The organism is Sulfitobacter sp. CW3 (assembly GCF_019392245.1).
Lineage (GTDB): Bacteria > Pseudomonadota > Alphaproteobacteria > Rhodobacterales > Rhodobacteraceae > Sulfitobacter.
Genome location: NZ_JAHXRL010000006.1, coordinates 199094 through 220938 on the forward strand (window position 1 = coordinate 199094; position 21845 = coordinate 220938).

General features: G+C 59.3%; 21 protein-coding genes. 6 read left to right on the top strand and 15 right to left on the bottom strand.

Annotated elements, in window-relative coordinates:
* Positions 1-52: 52 nt before the first annotated feature.
* From KZZ06_RS14990 to glpD, 6 genes are read right to left on the bottom strand one after another with little or no spacing between them, the layout of a single operon-like run.
* A complete protein-coding gene (locus KZZ06_RS14990) occupies positions 53-325 on the bottom strand; it encodes a DUF2160 domain-containing protein (protein ID WP_219580923.1) in 273 nt (90 codons plus the stop codon).
* A gap of 12 nt (positions 326-337) precedes the next feature.
* Positions 338-1186 carry a carbohydrate ABC transporter permease gene (locus KZZ06_RS14995; RefSeq protein WP_219580924.1) on the bottom strand — a complete coding sequence of 283 codons (849 nt, stop codon included), beginning with the start codon at positions 1184-1186 and terminating at the stop codon, positions 338-340.
* Positions 1186-2058, bottom strand: coding sequence for a carbohydrate ABC transporter permease (locus KZZ06_RS15000; protein WP_219580925.1), 873 nt, complete (start codon positions 2056-2058; stop codon positions 1186-1188). The genes KZZ06_RS14995 and KZZ06_RS15000 overlap by 1 nt, the downstream gene beginning before the upstream one ends.
* 2 nt (positions 2059-2060) lie before the next feature.
* A complete protein-coding gene (locus tag KZZ06_RS15005; RefSeq protein ID WP_219580926.1) occupies positions 2061-3140 on the bottom strand; it encodes an ABC transporter ATP-binding protein in 1080 nt (359 codons plus the stop codon).
* A gap of 11 nt (positions 3141-3151) precedes the next feature.
* Positions 3152-4240 carry an ABC transporter ATP-binding protein gene (locus KZZ06_RS15010; protein ID WP_219580927.1) on the bottom strand — a complete coding sequence of 363 codons (1089 nt, stop codon included), beginning with the start codon at positions 4238-4240 and terminating at the stop codon, positions 3152-3154.
* Positions 4240-5862 (bottom strand): glycerol-3-phosphate dehydrogenase, encoded by a 1623-nt coding sequence (gene glpD / locus KZZ06_RS15015; RefSeq protein WP_257884379.1) that lies wholly within the window; start codon positions 5860-5862, stop codon positions 4240-4242. The genes KZZ06_RS15010 and glpD overlap by 1 nt, the downstream gene beginning before the upstream one ends.
* 295 nt (positions 5863-6157) lie before the next feature.
* Between glpD and KZZ06_RS15020 the strand changes: the two genes are divergently transcribed.
* The 3 genes from KZZ06_RS15020 to KZZ06_RS15030 are packed head-to-tail and all read left to right on the top strand — an operon-like array spanning position 6158 to position 8622.
* Entirely contained in the window at positions 6158-6916 is a 759-nt protein-coding gene (locus KZZ06_RS15020; RefSeq protein WP_219580928.1) for a DeoR/GlpR family DNA-binding transcription regulator, read from the top strand.
* A 33-nt stretch (positions 6917-6949) separates the two neighbouring features.
* Entirely contained in the window at positions 6950-7816 is an 867-nt protein-coding gene (locus KZZ06_RS15025; RefSeq protein WP_219580929.1) for a carbohydrate ABC transporter permease, read from the top strand.
* On the top strand, positions 7813-8622 hold the full coding sequence (locus KZZ06_RS15030; protein WP_257884380.1) for a carbohydrate ABC transporter permease: 810 nt from the start codon (positions 7813-7815) through the stop codon (positions 8620-8622). The genes KZZ06_RS15025 and KZZ06_RS15030 overlap by 4 nt, the downstream gene beginning before the upstream one ends.
* Positions 8623-8625: 3 nt before the next feature.
* Here the strand turns inward: KZZ06_RS15030 and KZZ06_RS15035 are convergent, their stop codons facing one another.
* On the bottom strand, positions 8626-10257 hold the full coding sequence (locus KZZ06_RS15035) for an alpha-D-glucose phosphate-specific phosphoglucomutase (protein WP_219580930.1): 1632 nt from the start codon (positions 10255-10257) through the stop codon (positions 8626-8628).
* 234 nt (positions 10258-10491) lie between these two features.
* Here KZZ06_RS15035 and KZZ06_RS15040 point away from each other — a divergent pair, with 234 nt between their 5' ends.
* Entirely contained in the window at positions 10492-12135 is a 1644-nt protein-coding gene (locus KZZ06_RS15040; protein WP_219580931.1) for a BCCT family transporter, read from the top strand.
* Positions 12136-12243: 108 nt separating this feature from the next.
* Here KZZ06_RS15040 and KZZ06_RS15045 read toward each other — a convergent pair whose 3' ends face one another.
* From KZZ06_RS15045 to KZZ06_RS15075, 7 genes are read right to left on the bottom strand one after another with little or no spacing between them, the layout of a single operon-like run.
* Complete coding sequence (locus tag KZZ06_RS15045) at positions 12244-13020, bottom strand: SDR family NAD(P)-dependent oxidoreductase (protein WP_219580932.1); 777 nt, start codon at positions 13018-13020, stop codon at positions 12244-12246.
* Positions 13017-14120 carry an FAD-binding oxidoreductase gene (locus KZZ06_RS15050; RefSeq protein ID WP_219580933.1) on the bottom strand — a complete coding sequence of 368 codons (1104 nt, stop codon included), beginning with the start codon at positions 14118-14120 and terminating at the stop codon, positions 13017-13019. The genes KZZ06_RS15045 and KZZ06_RS15050 overlap by 4 nt, the downstream gene beginning before the upstream one ends.
* On the bottom strand, positions 14117-15517 hold the full coding sequence (locus KZZ06_RS15055) for an NAD(P)/FAD-dependent oxidoreductase (protein ID WP_219580934.1): 1401 nt from the start codon (positions 15515-15517) through the stop codon (positions 14117-14119). The genes KZZ06_RS15050 and KZZ06_RS15055 overlap by 4 nt, the downstream gene beginning before the upstream one ends.
* Positions 15517-15801: a (2Fe-2S)-binding protein gene (locus KZZ06_RS15060; RefSeq protein ID WP_219580935.1), complete on the bottom strand. Its 285-nt coding sequence runs from the start codon at positions 15799-15801 to the stop codon at positions 15517-15519. The genes KZZ06_RS15055 and KZZ06_RS15060 overlap by 1 nt, the downstream gene beginning before the upstream one ends.
* Entirely contained in the window at positions 15798-16697 is a 900-nt protein-coding gene (locus KZZ06_RS15065) for a dihydrodipicolinate synthase family protein (protein ID WP_219580936.1), read from the bottom strand. Before KZZ06_RS15065 ends, KZZ06_RS15060 begins: the two co-directional genes overlap by 4 nt.
* A gap of 4 nt (positions 16698-16701) precedes the next feature.
* Positions 16702-17580: an SMP-30/gluconolactonase/LRE family protein gene (locus tag KZZ06_RS15070; protein ID WP_219580937.1), complete on the bottom strand. Its 879-nt coding sequence runs from the start codon at positions 17578-17580 to the stop codon at positions 16702-16704.
* Entirely contained in the window at positions 17577-18743 is a 1167-nt protein-coding gene (locus KZZ06_RS15075) for a CaiB/BaiF CoA-transferase family protein (protein WP_219580938.1), read from the bottom strand. The genes KZZ06_RS15070 and KZZ06_RS15075 overlap by 4 nt, the downstream gene beginning before the upstream one ends.
* Before the next feature lie 81 nt (positions 18744-18824).
* Here KZZ06_RS15075 and KZZ06_RS15080 point away from each other — a divergent pair, with 81 nt between their 5' ends.
* Positions 18825-20162 carry an aspartate aminotransferase family protein gene (locus tag KZZ06_RS15080; RefSeq protein ID WP_219580939.1) on the top strand — a complete coding sequence of 446 codons (1338 nt, stop codon included), beginning with the start codon at positions 18825-18827 and terminating at the stop codon, positions 20160-20162.
* Between the two features lies 1 nt (position 20163).
* A complete protein-coding gene (locus KZZ06_RS15085; protein ID WP_308340024.1) occupies positions 20164-21042 on the top strand; it encodes a 3-keto-5-aminohexanoate cleavage protein in 879 nt (292 codons plus the stop codon).
* Between the two features lie 2 nt (positions 21043-21044).
* On the opposite strand, the gene KZZ06_RS15090 is transcribed toward KZZ06_RS15085, so the two are convergent.
* Positions 21045-21833: an IclR family transcriptional regulator gene (locus tag KZZ06_RS15090; protein ID WP_219580941.1), complete on the bottom strand. Its 789-nt coding sequence runs from the start codon at positions 21831-21833 to the stop codon at positions 21045-21047.
* Positions 21834-21845: the final 12 nt, after the last annotated feature.

Consider the following 21845-nt stretch of genomic DNA (forward strand, 5'->3'; position numbering starts at 1 on the left):
ATTAGAACAGTGAAAGCAGCCCCGGTTCTTGCACGCCGGGGTACCTGATCGACTACACCCAGCGGAAAACCGCGATGGCGTAGAAGAAACACACAATCAGTGCCCCCCATTGGGGCGCGCTGAGCAGCCCAAGCCAGGCCAGATTGATAAAGGCCGACCCCAGCAATGTGATGAAAAGACGGTCACCACGGGTTGTTTCGATCCCCAAAACGCCATTGCGCGGCGTTTCCGGAAATTTGATGGCCAGCACGGTGAAGGTCACCAGCGTGGCCGCAATGATTGCGAAGAATATGGCGGTCGGCCATGTCCATGCCATCCATTCCATGAGCTTTCTCCCTTATACGCGCCCAAGGGCAAAACCCTTGGCGATGTAGTTGCGAACAAAATAGATGACCAAGGCACCCGGTACGATCGTCAGAACCCCCGCAGCGGCGAGAACACCCCAATCGATGCCTGACGCGCCCACGGTACGGGTCATGGTGGCGGCAATCGGTTTGGCGTCGACGCTGGTCAATGTGCGGCTCAGCAGCAGTTCAACCCACGAGAACATGAACAAGAAAAACGCCGTCACCCCGATGCCGGAGGCGACCAGCGGCGTGAAGATCTTGATGAAGAACCGCGGAAAGGAATAGCCGTCGATATAGGCCGTTTCGTCGATTTCCTTGGGTACGCCGCGCATGAACCCTTCGAGGATCCACACCGCCAGCGGCACATTGAACAGACAATGCGCAAGGGCCACAGCGATATGCGTGTCAAACAACCCGACAGAGCTGTAGAGCTGGAAAAACGGCAGAGCGAAAACCGCAGGCGGGGCCATCCGGTTGGTCAGCAGCCAGAAGAACAGGTGCTTGTCGCCCATAAAGGAATAGCGGCTGAACGCATAGGCAGCAGGCAGTGCAACCGCCAGCGAGATCACCATGTTCATCACCACATAGGCCATCGAATTCAGATAGCCTGTGTACCACGACGCATCGGTCAGGATCGTCAGGTAGTTGTCGAACGTCAGGTCGCGCGGCCACAGGGTAAAGCTGTTGAGGATCTCTGTATTGGTCTTGAGGCTCATCATCACCAACCAATAGATCGGCAACAAAAGAAACAGCAGATACAGGCCCATCACCACGGCGCTGCCATTCACGGACGGCAGGCCAAACCCGCGTTTCTGGGGGGACTGGATAAAGTCGGACATCAGTTGCCATCCCTTTTATCAAGGTTCGTCATGACGGTGTAGAACACGTAAGACACCAGCAGGATCACAAGGTAATACATGATCGAGAACGCCGCCGCCGGGCCAAGGTCGAACTGACCCAGGGCCATCTTGACCAGATCGATCGACAGGAATGTCGTCGCATTGCCTGGGCCACCGCCCGTGACCACAAACGGTTCCGTGTAGATCATGAAGCTGTCCATAAACCGCAGCAGAATGGCGATCATCAGCACGCCCATGATCTTGGGCAGTTCGATAAAGCGGAACACTTTCCAACGGCTGGCTTGGTCGATTTTCGCGGCTTGGTAATAGGCGTCGGGAATTGATTGCAGACCGGCATAGGCCAGCAGGGCCACCAGCGACGTCCAGTGCCAGACATCCATCACAATGACGGTAATCCACGCGGCGGTGGGGTCTTGAGTGTAGTTATAGTCAATCCCAAGCGCGGCCAGCGTATGCCCCAACAGGCCGATATCGACGCGGCCAAAGATTTGCCAGATCGTGCCGACCACGTTCCACGGGATCAGCAGCGGCAGGGACATCAACACCAGACAGAGCGACGCCCAAAAGCCTTTCTTGGGCATGTTCAGCGCGACGAAAATGCCCAACGGAATCTCGATGGCCAGAATGATCAGCGAAAAGACGATTTGACGCCCTAAAGCATCCCACATCCGTTCTGATGCAAGCATTTCCTCGAACCATTCAAGCCCGGCCCAGAAGAACTGGTTGTTGCCAAAGGTGTCTTGGACCGAATAATTCACCACGGTCATCAGCGGGATAACGGCGGAAAAGGCGACCAGCACCAGCACGGGCAGAATTAGAAACCATGCTTTTTGATTGACTGTCTTGTTCATGATCAAGCCACCTTTGGCGCGATGCGCCAGCTGTTGGAATACACGTTCACACCTGCGGGATCGAACACGATGCGGTTCATACCCGGCGAGATTTCGGAACCTTCGGCGGCGATCACGTTGATCTCGGTGCCTTGGAAATCGGCGCGCACGATCTTGTGGCGGCCCACGTCTTCGACCCGTTTGATGGTGACGGGCAGGCCGCTGTCGCCGGCTTGCAGTGACGTGAATTCGGGCCGCACGCCCAGTTCGACCTTGCCCGCGGGGGTGCCAAAACCCTTGCCCAATGCGATCTCGACGCCGCCGATCACGGCTTTGTCGCCTTTTACGGTGGCTTCCATCAGGTTCATACCGGGCGAGCCGATGAAATAACCGACAAAGGTATGTTCGGGCGTTTCGAACAATTCCTGCGGCGTGCCCATTTGGACGACGCGGCCATCATACATCACAACGACCTTATCGGCAAAAGTCAGCGCCTCGGTCTGGTCATGGGTCACGTAAATCATCGTGTGACCGAATTCGTGGTGCAGCGATTTCAGCTGCGTGCGCAATTCCCATTTCATATGGGGGTCGATCACGGTCAGCGGCTCGTCAAACAGCAGCGCGTTCACGTCTTCGCGCACCATGCCACGGCCAAGGGATATCTTTTGCTTGGCATCCGCCGTCAACCCGCGCGCCTTGCGGTTTAACGTGTCTTCCATCCCGATCATCGCGGCGATCTGTTGCACGCGGTCTTGGATATAAGCCGGATCAGCGCCACGGTTGCGCAGCGGAAAGGCCAGATTGTCGCGCACGGTCATCGTGTCGTAGACCACTGGAAACTGGAACACCTGCGCGATGTTGCGCTGTGTGGTGGGGGCCATTGTCATGTCTTTATCGTCAAACAGGATGCGCCCCTGACTGGGATGCAACAGACCAGAGATGATGTTCAGCAAGGTGGATTTGCCGCAGCCCGAGGCCCCCAGCAGCGCGTAGGCCTCGCCGTCGGACCAATCAAGGTTCAGTTCCTTGAGCGCAAAATCGTCTTCGGTGACGGGTTTGGGCAGATAGGAATGTGCCAGATTATCGAGGGTGATTTTTGCCATGTCGTGCTCCCTCAGGCTGCTGTTGCATAGGATGCAGCGGCGACCGACGTGCCGTCTTCTGCAAAAATATAGACGTGGGCGGGGTCCAGATAGACATCCAGCGTGGACCCGATCTTGAGGTTTTTGACCCCGTGGATCAGCCCAACCCAGTTTTCCCCGTGGTGATCCAGATGCACGAATGTTTCTGATCCGGTGATCTCGGTCACGTGCAGCTTGGCGCTAAAGGTCAGGGCAGTTGGCGTTGGTTTTGTCAGCTCAAGATGGTTGGGGCGGAACCCGGCAAGGTAATCACCATCGCCAAGCGACGCGAACGTGTCTGTCGCCGGGGCGGTTTGACCGTCGCCAAAGGACAGGCGGTCGCCGGATTTCCGGACGCTGACGAAGTTCATCGGCGGGTCAGAGAAAACGCGGGCGGTCGTCGCATCGACCGGCTGGCGGTACACAATCGGGGTGCGGTCGAACTGGGTAATCCGGCCTTCCCACATCGCGGCGGTATTGCCGCCCAGCAACAATGCCTCTTCGGGTTCGGTCGTCGCGTAGACAAAGATCGAGCCGGCTTCCTCGAATATCTTGGGGATTTCGGCACGCAGTTCTTCGCGCAGCTTATAGTCAAGGTTGGCCAGCGGTTCATCCAGCAAGACCAATCCGGCATCCTTGACCAAGGCGCGGGCGAGGGCGCAACGCTGTTGTTGCCCGCCGGAAAGTTCCAACGGCTTGCGGTCCAGAAACGGGGTTAGTTTCATCAGCTCGGCGGCCTTTTTGACGGCCTGATCGATCTGGTCTTTCGTTTTGCCCAACAGACGCATCGGGCTGGCGATGTTGTCATAGACTGACATCGACGGATAGTTGATGAACTGCTGGTACACCATCGCCACGCCACGGTCCTGCACCCGCAAACCGGTCACATCCTTGCCATTCCAGATCACCTTGCCGGTGTTGGGCACATCAAGACCTGCCATCAATCGCATCAGGGATGTTTTGCCAGCGGATGTTGGCCCCAGCAGCACGTTCATCGTACCGGCGCGCAGCTCTAGGCTGGTGGCGTGGATATGCGTTTGGCCGTTCACGACCTTTGACACACCCTCAAGAACGAGTGACATTAACCTCTCCCTTTTCGCAACGCAGGCTGCGGTTCGCCGGTGGTTTGCACTGTGTTTTCAACCATCCAAACGTCCAGCATTTCAATTTCTTGCGCCGTCATCCGAAGACCCAGTTTGGACCGCCGCCAAACCACGTCATCCGCCTTGCGCGCATATTCATTCTTGATCAACCACAGCACTTCTTGCGCGGTCAAGTTCGATCCGAAATTCTGGCCCAAATCGGTTTGCGATGTGGCACCTTTCAACATCTCGAACGCGTCCGTCCCATATGCCTTGATCAGGCGGGTGGCCCACGCGGGCGTTAAAAACGGGAACTGCGCCGCAAGCTTTGCTGTTAGATCCGCAACACCGTTAACGGGGAAATCACCGCCGGGCAGGGGAACGCCCGCTGTCCAAGGCCCCTCGGTATCGGGAAAGAACGGCGCGATCTTTTCCAGCGCCGTTTCGGCCAGCCTGCGGTAGGTTGTGATCTTGCCGCCAAACACGTTCAGCATGGGCGCGCCTGCGGTTTCATTCACCTTTAGCACATAATCCCGTGTCGCCGCCGTCGCCGATGTTGCCCCGTCATCATACAAGGGGCGCACGCCGGAATAGGTCCAGATGATGTCATCCGTCGACACCGGTTTCTTAAAGTAGTTGGACGCGAAATTGGCGAGATAGGATTGTTCTTCGGGCGTGCAAACGGGCTTGGTGCCCACGTCTTTATGTTCGGCGTCCGTGGTCCCGATCAGGGTGAAATCCGTCTCGTAGGGGATGGTGAAGATGATCCGCCCGTCTTCGCCCTGGAAGAAATAGCATTTGCCGTGATCATACAGCTTTGGCACCACGATATGGCTGCCCCGCACCAGACGCACGCCTTCGGTGGAATTGATGCGCACGGTGTTGCGGATGACGTCTTCGACCCACGGACCGCCTGCATTCACCAGCATCCGCGCCCGCACGACACGCTGCGCGCCGCCGTCTTGGGCCTCAAGCGTGATGTGCCAAATACCGTCTTTTTGTTCGGCGGATACAACTTTGGTGCGGACATTGATCTTGGCCCCGCGCGCCTCGGCGTCGCGGGCGTTCAGGACAACCAAACGGCTGTCTTCAATCCAGCAATCGGAATATTCATACGCCTGTTCAAAGCGGTCTTGCAGCGGGGCCCCTTCGGGGGTGCCGCGCAGATTTAGCGACGTTGTCCCCTTGAGGATCTTTCGACCGCCCAGATTGTCATACATGAACAGGCCCAGCCGGATCAGCCACGCGGGCCTGCGCCCTTTCATCCAGGGCATAACGACATTCAGCAGTTTCGATGTAGGTGTATCACCTTCGAACCGCATATCGGGATGATAGGGCAGAACGAACCGCATCGGCCACGAGATATGCGGCATGGCGCGCAACAGGGTTTCGCGTTCGATCAACGCCTCGCGCACAAGGCGGACTTCCCAATACTCAAGATACCTCAGGCCGCCGTGAAACAGCTTGGTCGACGCAGAGGAGGTCGCCGAGGCCAGATCGTGCATCTCGGCCAGTTCGACACTAAAGCCACGACCCGCAGCATCGCGCGCGATGCCACATCCGTTGATGCCACCACCGATGACAAACAAATCGACCATGTTTTGGTGTTCGTGCTGGCTCAATGAAGCCTCCCCGCATTCATTTTGCTCCGCAGCCTTTCGGCGTGCGACTGGCGACAAAGGAACACCTAATCCACCAGAAACGCAATAACGAATGTTCGTTTATGTTCGTTATTGCGGAATTATTAGAAAACGCGCGCTTTTGGGCTGGATTTTCTTTCCGTATTGGGTGGACTGTTTGCGTTAACCGCGATTCGAGGACTTGACCCTTCGCACAGACTGCTGATTGTTGCGCGGGCGGTTTTCGAGGCGGGTCAGGTCCGGGCCGCGTCACGCGTATGCACCACGGGAGGGCGCAATGGTTTCAAATTTCAGGCAAAAAGAGATACTTGAGCTTGCGCGCAAGGATGGCAGGGTCACTGTCGATGGCCTGGCCTTACAGTATGACGTGACCGTTCAGACCATTCGCCGCGATCTGTCAGATTTGGCTGAAACGGGGCAGCTTGAACGGGTGCATGGCGGCGCAGTGGTCCCGTCGGGGGTGGTTAATATCATCTACGAAGAACGGCGGCGGCTGAATGATGCGGGGAAAAAGGCCATCGGCGTGAAATGCGCGCAATCCATTCCGGCAGGTGCATCCGTTTTCATGAACATCGGCACCACGACCGAGGCGGTCGCGCGAGAGTTGTTGAGCCACGAGAACCTGTTGGTGGTGACGAATAACCTGAACATCGCGAATATTCTGGCCGCAAATCACAGTTGTGAAATCATCCTTGCGGGCGGTGTTTTACGCCGCGCGGACGGCGGGATTGTCGGTGGAATGACCGTGGATATGGTGAAGCAGTTCAAGTTTGATTACAGCGTTCTGGGCTGTTCGGCCATCGACGCGGATGGGGATATTCTGGATTACGACGGTCAGGAAATCATGGTTAGCAGCACGGCGATCCAACGGTCGCGCAAGGTGATGGTGGTTGCCGATCACCTGAAATTCCAGCGTACCGCCCCGCTGGCCATCGCCACATTGGGCGACGCCGACGTGTTGTTCACCGACGGTGGGTTATCGCCCGAGCTTAAGGCGCATTGCGCCGGATGGGACACCGAGGTTGTGATTGCATAGCCTGCAATCAGGCCAGCAAGACGCGGAGCGGGCATGAAAAGTCGCGACAACACCGGTTGGATTTTTGTGCTGCCCGCCGCGCTGGTTCTGGGCCTTGTGGGGCTGATCCCGCTGATGACCGTGGTGAATTATTCATTCTTCGAGATTTTCATTCTGGATGCGCGGTTTTGGGTCGGTCTTGAGTGGTACGCGGACATCATTACCTCGGGCCGCTTCTGGGCCAGCTTTGGCCGCAGTACCCTGTTTTCAATGTTGATCCTGACGGTTCAGATTCCGCTGGGCATCGCCATCGCGCTATGCATCCCGCAGCGTAAAACATGGGTGGGGATCAGCCTTGCGGTGGTGGCACTGCCGCTGCTGGTGCCGTGGAATATGATCCCGTCCTTGTGGCTGGCGCTGATGAACCCCGATAGCGGCATTTTGGGCCGGATGCTCGGCGGGCTGGGCTGGCCTGTCGATTGGAAGCTGTCGATCCCACACACATGGGCCGTGGTGATCGCGATGGATGTCTGGCACTGGACCAGCCTTGTTGTGATCTTGTGCTACAGCGCGCTGACGACCATTCCGCAGTCGCATTATCAAGCTGCCGCAATCGACGGGGCAGGGCCATGGCAGGTGTTTCGTCATATCCAGTTGCCGCAGCTTTATCATGTGCTGCTGATGGCGGTTTTGCTGCGGTTCATGGACAGCTTCATGATCTATACCGAGGCGTTTCCCATCAACGCAGGCGGGCCGGACGGGGCCACGATGTTTCTGGCGGTGGATCTGGGCGAAGAGATCAAGGCCTTTAACTATGGCCCCTCTGCCGCCCGTTCGGTGATCTATTTCTTGATCGTGCTGATGGTCGCCTATAGCTTTAGCAAGGCGCAATCCAAGCTAAGTGATAGGCAGCCAGCATGAGAAATAGCGCGCCCATGTGGAGGGTTGTCAAAGCCGTGGCGCTGGCCGCGTTCGTGGTGTTTGTCAGTCTGCCGCTGGTGCAGATGACGATGATCAGCTTTGTCGCGACGTTGGCGCATCCCGATACGCCGCTGGGCGCGGTTACCTTGCGAAACTACAGCGCCATCCTGACCGACCCAAACCTGCGATCCGCATTTGCCAATTCAATCGCCTATGTGGTGATCAATATTTGTATCACGGTGCCGGTTGCGATCCCCGCGGCTTACGCGTTTTCGCGGCTTTCATTTGTGGGCGATAAACATTTGTTTCTGGCGTTCATCGCGTTTCGGATCACCCCGCCAGTGGTGCTGACCTTGCCGATCTTTCAGCTGTTTTCGTCCCTAGGCATTGTGAATTCTGTCTTTGGCATCGCGCTGGCGCATTGCCTGTTCAACCTGCCCATTTCAATCTGGATCATGCAGGGGTTTATATCGGCCGTGCCAAAGGAAATGGACGAAACCGCCTTTCTGGATGGTTATTCGCGCCGCGGGTTTATCTGGAAAATCCTGCTGCCCCAGATCGCACCGGGCATCGCGGTCACGGGGTTCTTTTGCTTTATGTTCTCATGGGTCGAAGTCGTATTTGCGCGGATTCTGACCACCACCAACGGCAAGCCGATTTCGATGGCGCTGAACGCGTTGTTCGGGTTTCAGACCGATATCGGGCTGGTGATGGCGGTCACGGTCGCGTCCATGTTGCCGGGGGCGGCGCTGTTGTTTGCGATGCGCGGCCACCTGTCACGCGGGTTCAAGGTCGGTCAGGTTTAGCCTTTAGGTGATTACATCGGGTGTGGTGTTGCCGATGATTTCAGCCATATCGCTGACCTCTTGCGCGGCGGCCCATACGCGGGCGAGGGCGGCTTGGGTGTCTTGCGTGGTGTCGCCGTCGGTGCCCGAATATTGCTCAAGATACAGCCGGATAGTTGCCCCTTCGGTGCCGGTGCCCGACAGTCGAAAGACAGCGCGTGCGCCGCCGTCGAACCCGATCCGCACCCCTTGGTTCTTGCTGATCGACCCGTCTACCGGATCGAGATAGGAAAATTCATCCGCCGCTGCCACCGTCAGCCCGGCCAGGGTTTTACCGGGCAGGTCTGGCAGTTGATCGCGCAGGTGATCCATCAGGCGGTTCGCCTTGTCCGACGCCACAGCTTCGAAATCATAGCGGGAATAATAATCACGGCCGTAGGTTTTCCAGTGCTCGGCCAGAATTCCTGCCACGGATTGTTTGCGCACAGCCAAGATATTTAACCACAACAGCACCGCCCAAAGCCCGTCTTTCTCGCGCACATGGTTTGACCCGGTGCCGGCGCTTTCTTCGCCACATAACGTAACCTTGCCCGCGTCCAGAAGATTGCCGAAGAATTTCCAACCCGTAGGGGTCTCATAGGCGGCGATGCCCAGCTTTTCCGCGACGCGATCACTGGCTGCACTGGTGGGCATCGACCGCGCGATGCCTGCCAATCCGCCGCGATAGGCCGGGGCCAGATGCGCATTGGCGGCCAGAACGGCAAGGCTGTCGGACGGGGTCACATAGACGCCGCGCCCCACGATCATGTTGCGGTCGCCATCGCCGTCAGACGCGGCACCCAAATCCGGCGCATCCCCTGACATCATCAGATCCATCAAGGGTTTTGCCCAAATCGGGTTGGGGTCCGGATGGCCCTTGCCAAAATCCTCAAGCGGGATGCCGTTGACCACGGTGCCGGGTGCCGCACCCAATGTGCCCTCCAGAATGGCCGTGGCATAGGGGCCGGTGACCGCATGCATGGCGTCAAATTGCATCGTGAACCCGCTGGCAAACAGCGCGCGGATTGAATCGAAATCAAACAGATCAGCCATCAGCGTCTGATAGCTTTCGACCGGATCAACCACGCGGATCACCATATCACCATGGCGGGTTTCGCCCAGTTGGCTAAGGTCCACATCATCAAAATCAGCGATCTTGTAGCGGCTGATGGTTTGGGTGATCTCGAATATCTGCGCAGTTAGTTTTTCGGGGGCAGGGCCGCCGTTGCTGGCATTGAACTTGACGCCGAAATCTTCGTCGATGCCGCCGGGATTATGACTGGCCGACAGAATAAACCCGCCGTCGCATGCGTTCAGCCTGATCAGGTGCGACACGGCAGGCGTTGACAGGATGCCGTTTTGCCCGACGATGACCTCGGCTGCGCCATTGGCCGCGGCCATTTTCAGGATCGTCTGAATGGCCTCTTTGTTAAAGAAACGCCCGTCACCACCCACGATATAGCGGCCGCCATCTCCTCCTCCGATTGCGTCAAATGTTGCTTGGATGAAATTCTCAAGATAGTTGGGGCCCATAAAAACGCGGGTTTTCTTGCGCAGCCCCGATGTGCCGGGCATCTGCCCTTGGATCGGCGTGGTCGGGGTGATCTGGCGTGTCATCTTGTCGTCCTTGGTTTGGCAATATCTGAGGCACACTGCGCACCACAGCGACCTTGGGGTCAAGGCTTGCCATGTGGTTAATTCGGTCTAGCTGAACAGTCTATTGCCACGTTGTTCAAGGGCCTGCAGATGGAACAAGACCATCTGCGCGCCCCTAACCATGGAAATTGGGGGACGTCTGGGCGGAAATACGCTATGAAGTTAATATATTAATAATATGAAGGAGGACATCTGATGACAGATGTGACGACGCCGGGAATTCCGACCCCGGATGGCGCGGCCGATGTGATCGACACCGATTACACCATTGGTCAGGACAACGTAGAGGGCAACGTCGGGCCGTTCGGCTTTGACATTCACAACCCGGTTTTCATGATCTCGGGGATCTGCATCGTCGCGTTTGTATTCTATACGCTGGCCCTGCCCGAACAAGCAGGCGCAGTTTTCAGCTGGTTGTTTTCATCAGTCACCAAAGGGTTCGATTGGTTCTTTATCTCGGCCGGTAACATTTTTGTTCTGTTTTGCCTGATGTTGATTGTCACGCCGCTGGGCAACGTCCGTTTGGGCGGCGCATCTGCGGTGCCCGATTATAACTATCTGGGCTGGTTTTCGATGCTGTTCGCGGCGGGTATGGGCATCGGCCTGATGTTCTATGGCGTGTCTGAACCCTTGTCGCATTTCTCAAGCTCTCTTGGTGGCACGGCGATGGGCGATGACGGGGTGCGCAGTGACTGGGCCCCCTTGGGTGCCGCCGCCGGTGATCAGGCCGAGGCGATCCGCCTGGGCATGGCCGCCACGATCTATCACTGGGGTTTGCACCCTTGGGCGATCTATGCGGTGGTTGGTTTGTCCCTTGCATTGTTTAGCTATAACAAGGGGTTGCCGCTGACTATTCGTTCAGCTTTCTATCCTTTGCTGGGCGAACGGGTCTGGGGCTGGCCGGGGCATGTCATTGATATTCTGGCGGTCTTTGCGACGCTGTTCGGCTTGGCGACGTCGCTGGGCTTTGGCGCGACACAGGCGAATGCCGGCCTGAATGAACTTTTCGGCGTTCCTATCGGATCGACTGCACAGGTCTTGTTGATTTCGGGCATTACCGCAGTGGCAACGATTTCTGTGCTGCGGGGCTTGGACGGCGGTGTGAAAATCCTGTCCGAATTGAACATGGGCCTTGCGTTTCTATTGCTGGCCTTTGTTTTGCTGGTCGGTCCGACGCTTTTGATCCTTAAAACCTTTGGGTCGTCGCTGTTGGCATATGCTGAATATCTGCCGGCTCTTTCCAACCCGATCGCGCGCGACGATGTGAACTTTAGCCAAGGGTGGACATCGTTCTATTGGGCGTGGTGGATCAGCTGGTCACCTTTCGTAGGCATGTTCATCGCCCGCGTCAGCCGTGGCCGGTCGGTGCGTGAATTCGTAACCTGTGTGCTGCTGATCCCCAGCCTTGTTTGCGTCTTATGGATGAGCGTCTTCGGTGGCGTTGCGATCCAGCAGGTCGTGCAAGACGGCTATACTGCCGCCCAAGAGGCCGAGCTGCCACGCCAGCTGTTTGCGATGCTTGATGCGCTGCCTTTGGCGGGGATCACATCGATGATCGGGATCATTCTGGTCATCGTGTTCTTCGTGACCTCGTCGGATTCAGGGTCGTTGGTGATTGATACGATCACTGCCGGCGGCAAGGTCGACGCACCGTTGCCACAACGCGTGTTCTGGTGTGTGTTCGAAGGTGCGGTCGCAATGGTGTTGCTGCTGTCGGTCGGGGGGCTGTCGTCGCTCCAGTCGATGGTAATCTCGACCGGGTTGCCGTTTACCGTTGTTCTGCTGGTGATGTGCTACGCCATCTACAAAGGCCTACGGTCCGAGTTGAAGAACACCTAAGCTTTTGACATAAGCTTTTGACATAAAATCATAAACGCCCCGCTGTCTAACAACGGCGGGGCGTTTTTTTTAGGGCGCGCAATATGAAAAGTCGTTGGACCAAAACCGCTAGAAGCGGCCGCAATCGACTTTCATCTTATCGCCCGTGATGGCCGAGCTTAGATCGCTGGCGTAATACAGCGCCGCGCGGCCGACTTCCTCTGGTGTTACCCAGCGTTTGAGGGCGGCCACATCGGTGTAATTCTCGCGCTCGATCTCTGGCGCGGGGCGGCCTTCGGCTGCGGCGCGGCGGGCAAGGATACGGTCCATGTTTTCGCCTGATACCGCACCGGGCATCAACGCATTGACGCGCACACCGACGGGGCCAAGTTCGCGCGCCATGGTTTCGGTGATGCCGATCAGGGCGAATTTTGACGCCACATAGGCCGACCGCATCGGATAGCCCTGAATGCCCATCAGCGACGACATGTTGATGATCGATCCGGATCCTTGGGCGGTCATGATCTTGGCGGCCTCTTGCAGGCAATACATCGCACCCACGAGGTTGATGTTCATGCAGCCCACCCAGTCGGTCATGTCGACCTCGGCCACCGGCGCGATGGGGCCGGGGCCACCTGCGTTGTTCAGCAGGACATCAATGCGGCCCGTGATTTTGCGCGCCTTGGCAAACAGGGCACGAACGTCGTCTTGGTCAGAGACCTCACAGGTGATGGCATGCCCGCCGATGGCTTTGGCGACCTTTTCCAGCGGCGCTAACCTGCGCCCTGCGACCACGACGGTTGCGCCTGCTTGGGCAAAGACATGGGCCGTTGCCTCGCCAATACCGCTGCCACCGCCGGTGATCACGGCCAGTTTTCCGTCCAGTCGGGCGGGGTCTTGTGTCATATCATGTCCTTTTCAAAATCACGTCCCGGATCGAACAGGGGCATTTCAGGCTCTCGCCCCAGAATAGCATCGCCCATCAATTGCCCGATATAAGGGCCGATGGTGTAACCGCCGCGCACGCAGCCCAGCACAAAGGCGTCTGGCACGCCGGGCAGGGCACCCGCCAGCGGGTAAAAGTCCGGCACATTCGCCTCGAACCCTGTCCAGCTGCGCGTCACGCGGGCTGCACCAAGTGCGGGCACCGCGTATTGCGCCAAGGCTAGATTGGGCCGCACGGTTTGCGCGTTCACAGTGCCGCGCCCGTCTTGCGGGGTGCCAAGCCCCTGCCAGCCACCGCCGATCAACACCGTGCCGTTGACCTTTTGCTTCATGGTAAGCAGACCCGTCGCATGGCCGATGACGCTGCTTATCAGGGGGGGCATACGTTCGGTCACCGATACGGTGTTGACCCGCGCATTAACGGGAAGATCCACATCCAGCAGGGCCGCGAGGGGTTTCAACCATGCACCTGCGGCCAGCAAAATCCGTTTCGCGCGGATTGTCCCTTGGGGTGTGGTCAGGGCAAAACCGTTGGTCCGGTCAATCGCCGTGACCTTGCAGCCCTCGCGATACTGGATGCCGGCGTCGCGCAGGCGGCCTCGGTAATACTGCCCGGTAAGCGCGGCATTGGCATAGCCATCCTCGGGGCAAAAGCTGGCTGCTTCGACCTTGTGGGTCAGGTTCGGTTCGGCGGCACGCAAGCGGTTGTTTGATACGAATTCGATGGGCGCGCCTGCCTGCGTCTTGAGGGTCTGCCGTTCGTGCAACATCTCGGCCTCGCGGGCGTTGAAGGCCAATGTGTAGCCGCCGGTTTTGGCAAAGCCGACGGCATCGCCCATTTCTGCCCACAGATGATGCCCCTTCAGCGCATAGGGCATCAGTTTCACGCGTTTGATTTGCAGGCTCAGCGTGCCCGCGTTGACGCCGGAAGCGCCTTGGCCAAGGTCGCCCTGATCCAGAACGATCACCGACATGCCGCCCGCCGCGACGCGCAGCGCGGTTGCGCAGCCCATGATCCCGCCGCCGATAATGGCGATGTCATATGCTGTGTCAGCGGTCATAGGGGTGCCGGTTTTGGAATGGGCAGATCGTCATAGTCAAAATCACCCACGGCCTGCCCAAGCGGCAAGGGGCGCAATGGCGAACGCGGCGTGGGCGGCGGCACGTCCGCAATGGCCTTGCCCATTTGTGCGGCGATCAGACCCGCGATGGCGGTCTGGCAATATTTACCGCCGCAGGGGCCCATGCCCGCCCGCAGTCCTGATTTGACAGCGTTGGCGCTGGCAGCCCCGGTTGTGATCTCGGCGGTGATATCGCCGCGGCGCAGGCTTTCGCAGCGGCAGATGATGGTGTCTTGGGTTGTCAGTGCTTGCACCTCGGGGCGCGGGTGGCTGAGCGCTGTCATCGCTTGGCCAAACCGCGCGGCCCGCTGCCATTGCCGCAGCGATGGCGTGGGGGCGGATTTCCCCAGATCGCGGGCCACGCGCGCGCCCGTTAATGTGCCTTGCAGACCAGCCGCGACCGCGCCCCGAATACCGCAGCCATCGCCGCTCAGATACAAGCCTTCGACATTTGTCGCTCCGTCGGGTTCGGCTTCGGGCACCCAACCGCCCAAGCTTGCAACATGGCGTATAGGCACCCCAAGCATTTGTGCGGCTTCAATATTCGGCACCAATCCGTGGCCGAGGCACAGGCTGTCCGCTGCAAATTCGGTGCCTGTCAAACTATTACGCAGATTGCGGGTCTTGACGCCTGTGACGTGGTCTGTACCCAACACGTCGGACACCGCATGGCCCCACAAGATTGGTACCCGCGCCAGCATCAGATCGGCTAACCACACGGCCCCCCGTGCCAACAGTTTCGGCTGGCCCAGCATCGCAGGCACAGCACGCGCCCAATCCGCGCGGCTGTTCGGTGTGACGATGGCCGCGACCGTGCCGCCCAGACGGCGGATTTCGCTGGCCACATAGAACACCAAGGGGCCTGTCCCGCTGACGACGGTGCGATTGCCGGGAAGCGATAGGGAGTGCTTGAAAAGAGCCGTGGCACCCGCCAGCCCGATCACGCCCGGCGTCGTCCACCCCGGTACAGGCTGCACGTATTCGCGCGCTCCGGTGGCGAGGATCAGCGTGCGAGCGGTGATCTCCAGCGAGGTATTATCGCGCAGGATTTGCAGGGTCCATGCGCCAGCCTGACGCCGGATATCCCAGACACGGGTGCTGGCCCGTAATGTCACCTCGCTTGCCCCTAACGCGCTGCGCAATGCGTCGCCTGCGCTGCTTTCTGGTGTTGTAGGGGCAGCGATGATGCTGGCGGACTTGGCCCGCCAAACCTGCCCGCCGGGCGCGGGTTGTTCATCCAGCAGCACAACCCGCAACCCCCTGCGCGCGGCTTGCAGTGCGGCGTTACCACCCGCAGGGCCTGCGCCGATCACGGCAGTATCATAGTGTTCATCCATCAGACCCGCCCGACCACAAGGCCCGCCGCCACACCCGTGCAGCAGGCTTCGACGACCTGACCGTGTATCACCACAGCGCATTCCTGACACAGCCCCATGCAGCAGAACGCGCCACGTGGGGCGTTGTCGTTTGGGGCGTGACGCAGGTTCAGGTGGCCCGCGCGCAGCAGGGCCGAGACAAGGCTTTCGCCGCTGTGCCCCTCGACAGGCATACCATCAAAGGTAAAGGTCACCTGTTCGGAACGCCGGATCTGCGCGGCTTGGTTTGCAACCAGCCGGATCATGAGTACGAGATGCCGAGATCGTCGAATGTGCGTTTGATCTTGTCGATATCGGCCTCGGCCAAGGGCAGCACCGGATCGCGCGGCACACCGGCTGGCTGGCCGATCAGGTTCAGCGCGGCCTTGAAGGCAGCAGGCCATGTGCCGGTGCCCATCAAGACCTCATACAGGACCGTCAACTGGTGGTGGGCGTGGCGATAGGTGTCATCCGGTGCCGCAGTGCCCACGGTGGCCATGTCCGACGGCAGTAGGTCGGTAAACTCTGGCCCTGTCGCGATAAAGCCTTTTGCGCCAAGGGCAAAGGCGGGCAGGATATAATGGCAGGGGCCAGTCATTACCGACATGCGGTGGCCAAGGCGGTGCAACAGGTGGGTGTGATAGAAAAAGTCCCGCTGGCTTTCCTTGATCCCGATGACGTTATGATTGTCCAACAGGCGTTCGGTCTGGTCGATGGTCAGGGAAAACCCCATACGGCGCGGCGAATTGTACAGCACCAGCGGCAGTTTGGTGGCCGCTGAAACCTTGTCGAACCGCGCCATCAATTCGGCATCCGAGGCTTTAAGAACATAGGTCTGCGGCATCGACAGCAGCACGTCGGCACCGTTGTCTTCGGCCGTGCGGATATAGGCCAATGAGGCGTCAATTGTGGGGGCAGACACGCCCATCATTACAGGCACGCGCCCCTTGGCGGTGTCTTTCGCCAGCCGGACAAGACGCCCGCGCTCATCTGCATTCAGCGCCCAGCTTTCACCGTTATCGCCCGCGATGCAAATGCAGCTTGCCCCCCGTGACAGCAGGAATTCGAACAGATCGACAAAAGCATCCTCCATAATCTCGCCGCGGTCGTCGAAGGGGGTCGCGATGGCAGGCACATAGCCGTGAAGGTCGTCTTTTTGCATGGGGTCAGGTCCTTGGCGTCGGAATGTGGCAGGTGAAGACGCCGCCATATTGGGCGTCTACGATAATCAGGCGGTGCGGGTCGGCGGGATCAAAGGTGACCGATGTGGTCCACAATCCACGTGGCAGGCGCACGTCGGCGATCAGATCGCCAAGCGCATCAAACACATAGGCGCGGCCTGCTTGGGCTTGGGCGACCGCCAGCCAGCCGTGGGGGTTACAGGCCAACCCGTCAGGGCCAAGCCCGCCGGACAGATGCAGATAGGTGCCGACCATAGGCGCGCCATCCGCTGGCAGGCGGGTCGAGAATTTCCAGACCTGATTGGCGCGCGTCGCGGCCACATAGACCCATGCGTTGTCAGGCGATACGGCGATGCCGTTGGAATAGGGCACGCAGTCCAGCACCAGACGCAGATTGCCATCCTGCCAACGATACACCCGCCCGTGCGGGTCGCTTAGGCTGGTGCGCCCGCTGTCTGTGAACCAAAGCGCGCCGTCAGGGCCATAGGTCATATCGGACAGGCCAAGGAACGGAGCAACTCCCCCGGTGCTGAGCACATCAAACGTGGTGTCGCCGGTCAGTTCGATCAGCCCGTGCCGGTAGTCGACCGCAATGCGGCGTCCATCGGGGGTAATGCGCATCGCGTGGGGTTCGCCATCAATCTGGTGCATCTGTGTCCAAGTGCCGTCTGGCGAGACGCGGAATACCCGCCCGTATGGGACATCGGACAGCCACAGATTGGCATCTGCGTCAAAGAACGCGGCCTCCAGAAACGAATGCATCGGCTGGCCGGGGCGGGTCATTTTGGCCCAGGCAGACGGCTCACCGCCATGATGCAGCTGATCTGGCAGTTCTGTCCAAAGGGTCGCAGTCAGTCGGGTCATGTGACGATCCCTGCATCGTAAAGCTGACTGATCTGCTGCTCGCTTAGCCCCATTTCGGCGAGAACCGCATGGGAGTGCTGGCCGAGCATTGGGGGCGCTTGATCAATTGTGGCCGCTTTGCCGCCCATGTGGAAGGCTGTCGTGGGTAACGGTATGTCCGCGCCCATAGGGCTGGGTTGAAAATAGCCACGCGCAGCGAGTTGCGGCAAAGTGACGGCCTCGGCCAAGGTTTTGATCCGCTCTGCCGGGAGATCGGCCGCCCGCAGGCGGGTCACCCATGTGTCCGCGTCTGCCGTCAGGAATATGTCACACAGGGCGTTTTTGGTTGTCTCGGGCAGGGCCCAAACGTCGGACCACGTCTTTATCTGCGCCAATGCGGGCAGGGGGTGGCCCAACCCGCCCAAAAGCGTGGCCAGCTTGCGGTATTGCGCCGGATGAAACGCCCCCAACATCAGCTGGCCCTCTTGGGTATCATAGCTGGCGATGCCCGGTTCCTTGCTGCGCGTGGCAGATGCGGGGCGCTGGGCGGCGGCGGCTTCGGGGGCCATCATTTGCATCGCGACCTCAAGCATGGAGACTGAAATATGCGTGCCGCGTCCGGATTGCGTGCGCCCGTTAAGCGCTGCAGTCACGGCAAAGGCGGCGGCATATCCCGTGGCATAATCGACAAAGGACACAGCCGGTTTGACACCGCCGCATTGGCTTATGGTGCCGCTGGTGGCCTGAATGACATTGTCATAGGCACCGTGTTCGGCCTGCGGCCCGCTGTCGCCATATCCCGTGATAGAGCAATGGATTAGGCACGGGTTGATTGACGCTAGCACATCATAGCCCAGACCAAGTGCGGCAAATGCGCCAGTGGTATAATTCTCGACGATGATATCTGCAGTTTCAGCGAGAGCCTTTAGAAGCGCGGCCCCCTCGGCGCTGCGCAGGTTCATTGCGAGGCTACGCTTGTTCCCGCCCTGCACCTGATAATTCAGCCCAAGCCCTGCGGCGTTCAGCGCATCATCCGGCCCGCGCCCGCGTGCGCAATCCGGATTGGACGGGTCTTCGATCTTGATCACATCCGCGCCCAAAAGCCCCAATTGATAGGTGCAAAACGGCCCCGCCAGCACATGCGTCAGGTCCAGCACCTTCACGTTGGTCAATGCGCTTGTCACTTCAGTAAAACCTTGTGATCTGAATTTGTGTCTAATATACAAAACATACGTTTACATACAAGACATAATGATGTGAGAGCCATGGCCCAAAGCAGCGTCTTCCACCGCGACCTGAATTCTGACCTTCCTGTGGTCGTTGCCGGGGATGGCAATTACCTTATTGATGCGTCGGGGCGGCGATATCTGGATGGATGTGGCGGGGCGGCGGTGTCTTGCATCGGCCACGACCACCCCAAGGTCCGCGCGGCGATCAAGGCGCAGGTCGATCAGTTGGCCTTTGCCCACACGGGATCATTTACCAACCAACCGGCCGAGGATCTGGCCGCGTATCTTGTGGCGCGGGCACCGACAGGGACCGGCGATGGCAGGGTGCTTTACCTTGGCTCCGGCTCCGAAGCGATGGAGGCTGCGCTCAAGCTGGCGCGGCAATACTGCATCGAGAAGGGCGAGCCCGAGCGCCACCGGATCATTGCACGCAAGCCAAGCTATCACGGCAATACATTGGGGGCCTTGGCCACGGGTGGCCATGCGGGCAGACGCGCGCCCTTTGCGCCATTGCTGATCGACGTCACGCATATCGACGCGCCGTACCCTTACCGTTTGCAGCATGACAAAGAGAGCGAGGCCGATTTTGCGCAGCGCATGGCCAACCTGCTGGAGGAAGAGATTAAACGCTTGGGGCCCGAGAGCGTGATGGCCTTTGTGGCGGAACCCGTTGTGGGCGCGTCCTTGGGCACGCAACCTGCGCCAAAGGGGTATTTCAAACGTATCCGCGAAATTTGCGACCAGCACTGTGTTCTGTTGATCGCCGACGAGGTGATGAGCGGCATGGGCCGGACCGGCACGACCTATGCGCTAGCGCAAGAAGGCATTGCCGCCGATCTGACCACAATGGCCAAGGGGCTCGGGGCAGGATACCAGCCGATTGCGGCGGTTTTGGCCGCGCAAAGCGTGGTTGATGTGATCAAAGCGGGCAGTGGTAAACTGTGGAACGGGCATACCTATATGTCCCACGCGATTGCCACGGCGGGCGCATTGGCGGTGCAAAACGTGATCGAGAATGAAAACCTGTTAGACAATGTGATTAAGCGCGGCGCGCAGCTTGAGACCGCGTTGCGGGCTGCATTTGCCCAGCATCCACATGTGGGCGATATCCGCGGGCGCGGGCTGTTTTGGACGGTTGAGCTGGTTGCCGACCGCGATACCAAAGCGCCGTTTGATCCCGCCGAAAGCATCGCCATGAAAATCGGCGCGGCGGCCAAGGCGCGCGGCGTGATGATCTATCCGGCGCAGGGCTGCATTGACGGGGTTCACGGCGATCACGTCTTGCTGGCACCGTCCTATACCTCGACCGGGGCAGAGATCGCGCTGATCGTTCAGACGCTTGTCGCCGCCGTGTCGGATGTGTTGGAGCAATAAGGTGGCGCGCAAGACAATCCTGACCGCCGCGATCACCGGCAATCTGATGACGCCAGAGATCAGCCCGCATTTACCCGTCACCCCCGAACAGATCGCGCGCCAAGCGCTGGACGCCGCAACGGCGGGTGCCGCGATTGTGCATCTGCATGTGCGTGATCCGGAAACCGCCAAAGGGTCCATGCGGCTTGATCTTTATGAGGAACTGGTGGCGCGTATCCGTGCCGAAAACAGCGACGTGCTGTTGAACCTGACAACGGGCGAGGGCGGGCGGTTTATCCCGTCTGACGATGATCCACAGATCGCCGCGCCCGGTTCGACCCTATGCGCACCAGAGAAACGCGTGGCCCATGTCGAGGCTTTGCAGCCCGATATTTGCACGCTGGATTTCAACACCATGTGGTCGGGTCAGGCGTCGGTCATCAATTCGCCGCGCAACCTCGAGATTATGGCGGGCCGTATCTACGACGCCGGGGTCAAGCCCGAGATCGAGGTTTTCGACAGCGGTGATCTGCACATGGTCAAGGATTTCGTCGCGCGCGGTGTTTTACGCACGCCGCTGATGGTGCAAATGGTGCTGGGCGTGCGCTTTGGTGCGGTCGCCAATCCGGCCACCATGGCCTATCTTGTCAGCCAACTGCCCGAAGGCACCGAATGGGCCGCCTTTGGCATTGGCCGCGCGGCGTTTCCGATGCTGGCGCAGGCGTGGTTGCTGGGCGGGCATATCCGCATCGGCATGGAAGACACGGCCCATATTGCCAAGAGCCAGCATTGTGAAAGCAACGCGCAGTTGGTGGATAAAGCGGCGCGGATCATCGGCGATCTGGGCGGCGCGCTTGCCACCCCGGACGAGGCGCGCGCCATTCTGGGCATTACGCGATGAACCTAGCTGTCCTGATACCCCAAAGCGCGCGAGATTTGCAGCGCCGCGTCTTGGGTTTTGGGCAGGTAAAAGCTTTCTACCCGGTCGAAATCATACCCGCTGTCGGGGCCGGACAGGTTCACGCAGGCCACGATCGCGCCGCTATTGTCGCGCACTGGCACGGCGATGCTCGACCCGCCTGCTTCGCGAAAACCACGCGACACAACAAAACCAGCTGTGCGCGCCTGCGCCACGCGGACGGCAAGGCTGGCCGCATCCATCGGCGTGTGTTGCGTATAGCGATGCCAGTTCTGGGTCTCGGCAAAGGCGCTGAGTTCAGCGTCGGTCTTGTCGCCCAGCAAACACCAGCCAATCGCCGACGCATAGGCCTGCGTGCGGGTGCCGGTGCGCATGTTCGACACATATCCCGACCGGGCCTGATGGCTGACAAGGTACAAGACATCGTCGCCCTCAAGCACGCTGAGATGCGTGGAAACGCCCGTTTCGTCGCGCAGGGTTGCAAGAATGGGGCGGGCAATCGCGGTGATGGGTTGCTGGTTCAGATAGGCAAAGCCAAGGTTCAGAACACGCGCGCCAAGGGTAAAGGTATTGGCCTGCTCCGCCTCGCGGATGAATTCCATCTGCCGCAAGGTATAGACCAGACGAAACGCGGAACTCCGGCTCAGCTCCATCGCGCGGGCAATATCGCTCAGCGACATGGGCGTTTCTGCCGCGCCCAGAATTTCGAGAACCCGAAGACCCCGATGCAGGCCGGGAACGAAATAGACATCATGATTGGACGCTTTGGTCATGGGCGACTGGTT